At 63.1% G+C, this 6543-nt stretch carries 5 protein-coding genes; all 5 read right to left on the bottom strand.

Annotation, left to right across the window (positions count from 1 at the left end; all coding sequences use genetic code 11):
• A partial coding sequence (locus tag O2807_10440) for a pyruvate, phosphate dikinase (protein MDA1000914.1) occupies window positions 1-1638 on the bottom strand: 1638 nt, incomplete at its 3' end.
• An 84-nt stretch (window positions 1639-1722) separates the two neighbouring features.
• Entirely contained in the window at window positions 1723-3975 is a 2253-nt protein-coding gene (glyS, locus tag O2807_10435) for a glycine--tRNA ligase subunit beta (GenBank protein ID MDA1000913.1), read from the bottom strand.
• Window positions 3968-4957 (bottom strand): glycine--tRNA ligase subunit alpha, encoded by a 990-nt coding sequence (glyQ, locus tag O2807_10430; protein MDA1000912.1) that lies wholly within the window; start codon window positions 4955-4957, stop codon window positions 3968-3970. Before glyQ ends, glyS begins: the two co-directional genes overlap by 8 nt.
• A 24-nt stretch (window positions 4958-4981) precedes the next feature.
• Complete coding sequence (locus tag O2807_10425) at window positions 4982-6190, bottom strand: aspartate kinase (GenBank protein ID MDA1000911.1); 1209 nt, start codon at window positions 6188-6190, stop codon at window positions 4982-4984.
• Window positions 6191-6205: 15 nt separating this feature from the next.
• A partial coding sequence (locus tag O2807_10420; protein ID MDA1000910.1) for a hypothetical protein occupies window positions 6206-6543 on the bottom strand: 338 nt, incomplete at its 5' end.

Below are 6543 nucleotides of genomic sequence, written 5' to 3'. Positions count from 1 at the left end.
GTCGGGCACCGAATCGGCATTGGCGCGCACGCCGAGGGTGCGAAACTCGTCCGCCCATTCCATCAACTGCCCGAATTGGCCGGTGAGTTCAGGCTCTTTCGTCGCCGCCTGCCCCAGAATCACCTCGCCGGTGTTTCCGTTCAGGGAGATCCAGTCGTTCTCGCCCAGGCGGTGGCCGTTGACCTCGATCACCTTTTCATCGGCCCGGACATCCAGCTCATGGCAGCCGGCGACGCAGCATTTTCCCATCTGCCGGGCCACGACCGCCGCGTGGGAGGTCAGCCCGCCCCGGGCAGTCAAAATCCCCTTGGCGGCGTCCATCCCCTTGATGTCCTCCGGGCTGGTTTCCTTGCGCACCAAGATGATCGGCTCGCCGTCTTCGGTCCGGGAAAAGGCGGCGGCAGCCGTAAAGGCGATCTTCCCCACCGCGGCGCCGGGCGAGGCCGCCAGCCCCCTGGCCAGGACGGTGACCTCCTGATCGGTGTCGATGGCGGGATGGAGAAGCTGATCGAGGCTATCGGCGCTCACCCGCTGAAGGGCGGTCTTGCGGTCGAAAAGACCCTCCTCCACCCCCTCGATGGCGATGCGCACCGCGGCGGCGGCGGTGCGCTTTCCGCTGCGGGTCTGGAGCATGAAGAGGCGCCCGTTCTGGATGGTGAATTCCATGTCCTGCATGTCTTTGTAGTGCGCCTCGAGGCGATCGGAAATCTCGATAAAGCGCGCATAGCACTCCGGCAACCGCTCCTTCAGCGCGGAGATGGGCTCCGGCGTCCGGATGCCGGCGACCACGTCCTCGCCCTGGGCGTTGAAGAGGATTTCCCCATAAAGCGCTTTTTCGCCGGTGGAGGGATTTCTTGAGAAGGCGACGCCGGTGCCGCTGTCCTCGCCCATGTTCCCGAAAACCATGCACTGCACGTTCACCGCGGTGCCCCAACTGTGGGGAATGTTGTACATCCGCCGGTAGGTGATCGCCCGGTCGTTGTTCCAGGACTGGAAAACCGCCTCGATGGCGAGGCAAAGCTGCTCAAAGGGATCCTGGGGGAAGGACTTGCCCGTCTTCTCCTTTACCACGGCCTCATACTTCGCCGTCAGTTCCTTCAGGTCCGCCGCCGTCAGGTCAACGTCCACCGCCACCCCACGCTCTTTCTTCATCGCATCGAGAATGACCTCGAAGTCGTGATGATTCATCCCCAGAACGACGTTGCCGAACATGTTGATGAAGCGGCGGAAGCTGTCCCAGGCGAAGCGCTCGTTGCCTGATTTTTTCGCCAGCGCCAGGACCGTCTGATCGTTCATCCCCAGATTCAGGATGGTATCCATCATCCCGGGCATGGACTCGCGCCCGCCAGAGCGGACACTCACCAGCAGGGGATTATTGTCTCCACCGAACTTTCCCCCCATCTGCCGCTCGAGCGAGGCCATCTGCGCGCGAACCTCATCGAAAAGCCCTTCGGGAGCGCTTCCCTTCTCGAGGTAGTCCACACACACTTCTGTGGTGATCGTGAATCCCGGAGGCACCGAAATCCCCAGCCCGGCCATCTCGGCCAGATTCGCTCCCTTTCCTCCCAGAAGGTCGTGCAGGTGCGCCCCGCCCTCGGTCTTCTCCCCCCCAAATGCATACACCATCTTTTCAGACATGCATTCCGCCCTCTTTGTCTTTCCGCTTTCACAACTCTCAGATTATGGCAAAATTTTGCCGGGCCCCATCCCGGCGCTGAATACTTACTGCGACCTGCCCTGCACCTTGGAAAAGTCCGCCAGCGGCGCGAACAGGCTGGCCACCTTCGCAAGCAAGACCAGCCTGTTTTTGCGCAGTGCCACATCCTCAGCCATGACCAGAACTTCGTCGAAAAATTCGTCAACCGCCGGGCGGATTTCGGTAACACTTGCCGAAGTGGACAAGTAAACGGATTCGAGTTCGTCCGGGTCGTCGCGCCGGGACGCTCCGATGGACGCGAGGGCTTCCCGCACCCGATCTTCCCTGTCCCTTATCTCGGAAGCAAGGCGCTTCTCGGCTTTTTCCTGAAGCAGGGCCTCTGAAACATCCATGCCGAGTGAATCATCATCAGTCCGAAATAGACCCTCCTCACGAGCCTGGCGGACGATGTTGCTCACCCGCTTGAAGGTCGTCGTCAGCGGCTCGAAGGTATCCGCGCTCCGGGAGAGCTTGTGCAGTACCCGCAGGCGGGCCCGGGCGTCCACCGGATCGTGCCAGCCGTGCCCGCCCCCCGCCGAGAGGGTCGCCTCCACCAGATCCCCCGCAGCCGCCTCCCGGGCGAGGGCCGCCCCGACGCGGTTCCGCAGAAAATCGGACACGCGCTGTCCGGTTTCTGCGGTCCCGGCCACCTTGCCCTCAAGGCCCGCCAAGGCGCGCCCGGCGAAATCGGCCAGCGAGAGGCGGTAGCCCTTCGCGAAGAGAATCTGGATGATGGCGTTCGCCGCGCGCCTGAGCGCGAAGGGGTCCTCCGAACCGGTGGGCACGTAGCCGAGCCCCAGCATCCCCGCCAGAGTGTCCATCCGATCGGCGAGACCGACGAGGGCGCCCGCGTCTCCCTCAGGCAGCGCATCTCCCTCCCCGCGGGGGAGATAGTGCTCACGTATCGCCTTCGATACGGCTGGGTCCACCCCCTGGCGGGCGGCGTAGCGCTCCCCCATCACCCCCTGCAGTTCGGGGAACTCATAGACCATCCCGCTCGTGAGGTCCGCCTTGCAGAGGCGGGCGGCGTCCACGACCTGTCCCCTGAGCGCCGCATCTCCCGGAAAGAGATGATCCGCGAGCCAGCCGGCCAGCGCGGCGAAGCGCTCCATCTTCTCCCAGCTCGTCCCGAGCTTGGGGTGGTAGACCACCTCCTTGAGCTTCTCGGCCATCTCCTCGATGGGGGTTTCGAGGTCCCTTTTCCAGTAAAAATCCGCATCCTCCAGCCGGGCGCGCACCACGCGCTCATAGCCCCGCCCGACGACCGCCATATCGCGGGCCTTCGTGTTGCTGACCCCCACGAAATCGGGGAGAAGCGGCCCGCCCCCCTTCTTCCGGATGGCGAAGAAGCGCTGATGGGTCTCCAGCGTGGTGATGATCACCTCCTCGGGCAGATCGAGGAACTTTTCCTCGAACGCGCAGGCCACCGGAAAAGGCCATTCAACAAGATGCGCGACTTTCTCCACCAGACGTGTAACGCCTTCCGGGTCCGCCGCGAGCTCGCCGCCCGCCTTCTCGGCGGCCTCCTCCACCGCTTTTCGGACCATCGGGATGCGCCCATTTCCCTCGCCGTCATCCACAATCGGCTCGACATGCGCCTCACGCAGTTTCTGGAGATAATCGGCGAAATTGCTGATTTTTAATTCTTTATTTTGCGCCATAAACCGGTGGCCGCGGGTGGTGTTCCCAAAATGGGGAAGATAGCTCAGAACAGGCGGGCCTTCCTCGTGGTCAGGTCCCGTGTAATTAATGAGTTTTCTTCCATAAAGAGCAAGAACCCAGTGAATTGGTCGGACAAACTTTAGATGTCCCTCTCCCCACCGCATAGATTTAGGTGCAGGAAGCTGCCAAAGGACACCCCAAATAAGGGGACATTCAGCAGCAGAACTTAAAATAAAGTCGGTGGACATCCCCGCATCTTCCCGCAAATACATGAGCCGCTCGCCCTTGGGCGTGTTCTTCCGGCTGAGGACAGAGACATCCACGCCGTGGGTTTTGGCGAAGCCGAGGGCGGCCTTCGTGGGGTTTCCCTCGGCATCGAACGCGGCGGAGACGGGTGGACCGAGGAGCTCTTCCTTGAGGGGGGATTGTTTCTCGGCAAGATCCGCGACATGGAGTACGAGCCTGCGCGGCGTCCCGCAGACGGTGAGACCCTTGAAATCGAGCCGGGCCTCGCGGAAAGCTTTCTCGGCGAGTTCTTTGAGGGATCGGAGCATCCCCGGCATGTAGGCGGAGGGGATCTCCTCGACGCCGATCTCGAAGAGGAGCTCCTTACCCACGTTTCGCCCCCTGTTTCTTCTTCTGCTTCTTGCCGCCCTCTACCTCGGCCGCGAATTTCGCCCGATAGTTCTCCACCCAGTATTTCTTGTCTTCGGGGTTCCGGATCAGGGGGAATTCCTTTTCGTGGCGGGATTTGAGGTACGACTCGGCGCAGGCGCGGGCCATCTGGCGGATGCGCCCGATGTAGCGGGCGCGCTCGCTCACGCCGATCGCCCCCCGCGCGTCGAGGATGTTGAAGGCATGGGAGCATTTGAGCGCCTGATCGTAGGCGGGAAACGTCAGGCCTTTCTTGATGAGGCTGAGGCCCTCTTTCTCGTACATGTCGAAGGCCTTGAACTGCATCCCGGTGTCGGCCTCCTCGAAATTATAGTGGCTGAACTCCACCTCGGTCTGGTGGTGGACATCCCCGTAGCGGATTTCGTTCCCCCCCCCGGGGTCGCGCACCCACACAAGGTCGTAGACGTTCTCCACCCCCTGGAGGTACATCGCAATCCGCTCGAGGCCGTAGGTGAGCTCGGCCGAGATGAGATCAAGGTCGAGCCCGCCCACCTGCTGAAAATAGGTGAACTGGGTGATCTCCATCCCGTCGAGCCAGACCTCCCAGCCGAGGCCCCAGGCCCCGAGATTGGGGGATTCCCAGTCGTCCTCGACGAAGCGGATGTCGTGATCGAGAGGCTTGACCCCCAGCGCCTCGAGGCTCTCGAGGTACTGCTCCTGCACGTTCTCGGGCGAGGGCTTGAGGATGACCTGATACTGGTAGTAGTGCTGGAGCCGATTCGGGTTTTCCCCGTAGCGCCCATCGGTCGGTCTTCGGCTCGGCTCGACGTAGGCCACCTTCCAGGGCTCGGGCCCGAGGGCGCGCAGGAACGTGGCGGGGTTCATCGTCCCCGCCCCCACCTCGATGTCGTAGGGCTGCTGGATCAGGCAGCCTTTCTCCGACCAGAATTTTTCCAGCCGGAGAATGGTCTCCTGAAACGTCAGCGGTGATACATCGTCAGCCATTTTTTATCCGATAAATTCCCGGTGCAGGGCGCGGACGGCGTCCTCGGCTTGGGCTTCCCGGACGATGACGGAGATCGAAATCTCCGAGGTCGAAATCATCATGATGTTGATCCGGTTCCGCGCCAGGGAAGAAAACGTGCGCGAGGCGACGCCCGCCTGGCTCTTCATCCCGATCCCCACGACCGAGACCTTGGCGATGGCATCGTCGCGCGAGACGCGCGAGGCGGCGGATCCCTCCACCATCTCCTGAAGAATCGCCTCCGCCTCCGCGGCCACATCGCGGTTCACGGTGATCGAGATGTCCGTCAGGCCGCTCTCGCCCACGTTCTGGACGATCATGTCCACGATGATCGACTTTTCGGAGAGCTTGCCGAAGAGGGTCGCCGCGATGCCGGGCCGGTCCTCGACCCCGATGGCCGTCAGCTTCGATTGCTTCGTGTCGCTGCTGATGCCGCTCACGGCAGGCGCTTCAAATCCAGGAGGCTCCGGCGTAATCAAGGTTCCTTCTCCTTCGTCGAATGAAGATCGGACAACCAGCGACATCCGGTGTTTCGCCGCTAAATCCACCGAGCGGGGCTGGAGCACCTTGGCACCCAGCGAGGCCAACTCCATCATTTCATCATAGGAAATGCGCTTGAGGCACTTCGCCTCGGGCACAATCCGCGGATCGGCGGTGAATACCCCGCTCACGTCGGTATATATCTCGCACAAATCGGCCTTCAGCGCCGCCGCCAGGGCGACGGCCGTCAGGTCGGAGCCTCCCCGGCCGAGGGTCTGCTCCTCATCGAACTGATCGACGCCCTGAAAGCCCGCCGCCACGGCCACGCGGCCCTGCTCAATCTCCCGAAGGATCCGCTTGGGCTGAATCGTCCGAACCCGGGCGCGGGTGTGCTCCCCCTCGGTCATGATACCCGCTTGGCCGCCGGTGAGCGATATCGCGGCAACACCCATGGATTCGAGGCATATCGCCAGCAGGGCGCTGGTGACGCGCTCCCCCGAGGTGAGGAGCAGATCCAGCTCCCGGCCCGCCGGCCTCGGGGAAAGCTCGTGCGCCATCCGGATCAGGTTGTCCGTGTGGCCCGCCATGGCGCTGACCACCACCACCAGGTGGTTTCCCGCGTTGCGGGTGCGCACGATCCGCTCGGCCACCGCCTTGATCCGCCCCAGGTCCGCCACCGAGGTTCCGCCGTACTTCTGAACGATCAAACTCATGAAAGTCTCTCTTCCCTATCGAGCGGACACACGCAGTATGTCCGAAAAAAGGTCCTCCGCGCGGATCGGCTGGGCCCCATCCGCAAGCCTTTCGCTGAATCCCGCGTCTTCGGGCGGCCCCTTCCCGCCCCGAAGTGCGCGCCACAGACCCGCCAGGCCGCCGCGCGCGGGCGGCGCCTGAAAAACGCCTTCGATCCGATCCGCCACGACGAACGGCAACGGGGCCGCGCCCTGGCGCTCCTCCTCCGGGGAGAGCGGAAAGCTGTCCGCGAGAACCGCCAGGCGGCAATCCTCCTCCACCCCCGCATCTTCCACCAAAGGCGCCACCCCCTCCCGATCAAAGCGCTCGATGG

It is taken from the genome of bacterium (genome assembly GCA_027622355.1).
Lineage (GTDB): Bacteria > UBA8248 > UBA8248 > UBA8248 > UBA8248 > JAQBZT01.
The sequence above is the reverse complement of the archived record's forward strand: the minus strand, read 5'-3'. Positions and strand labels throughout refer to the sequence as shown.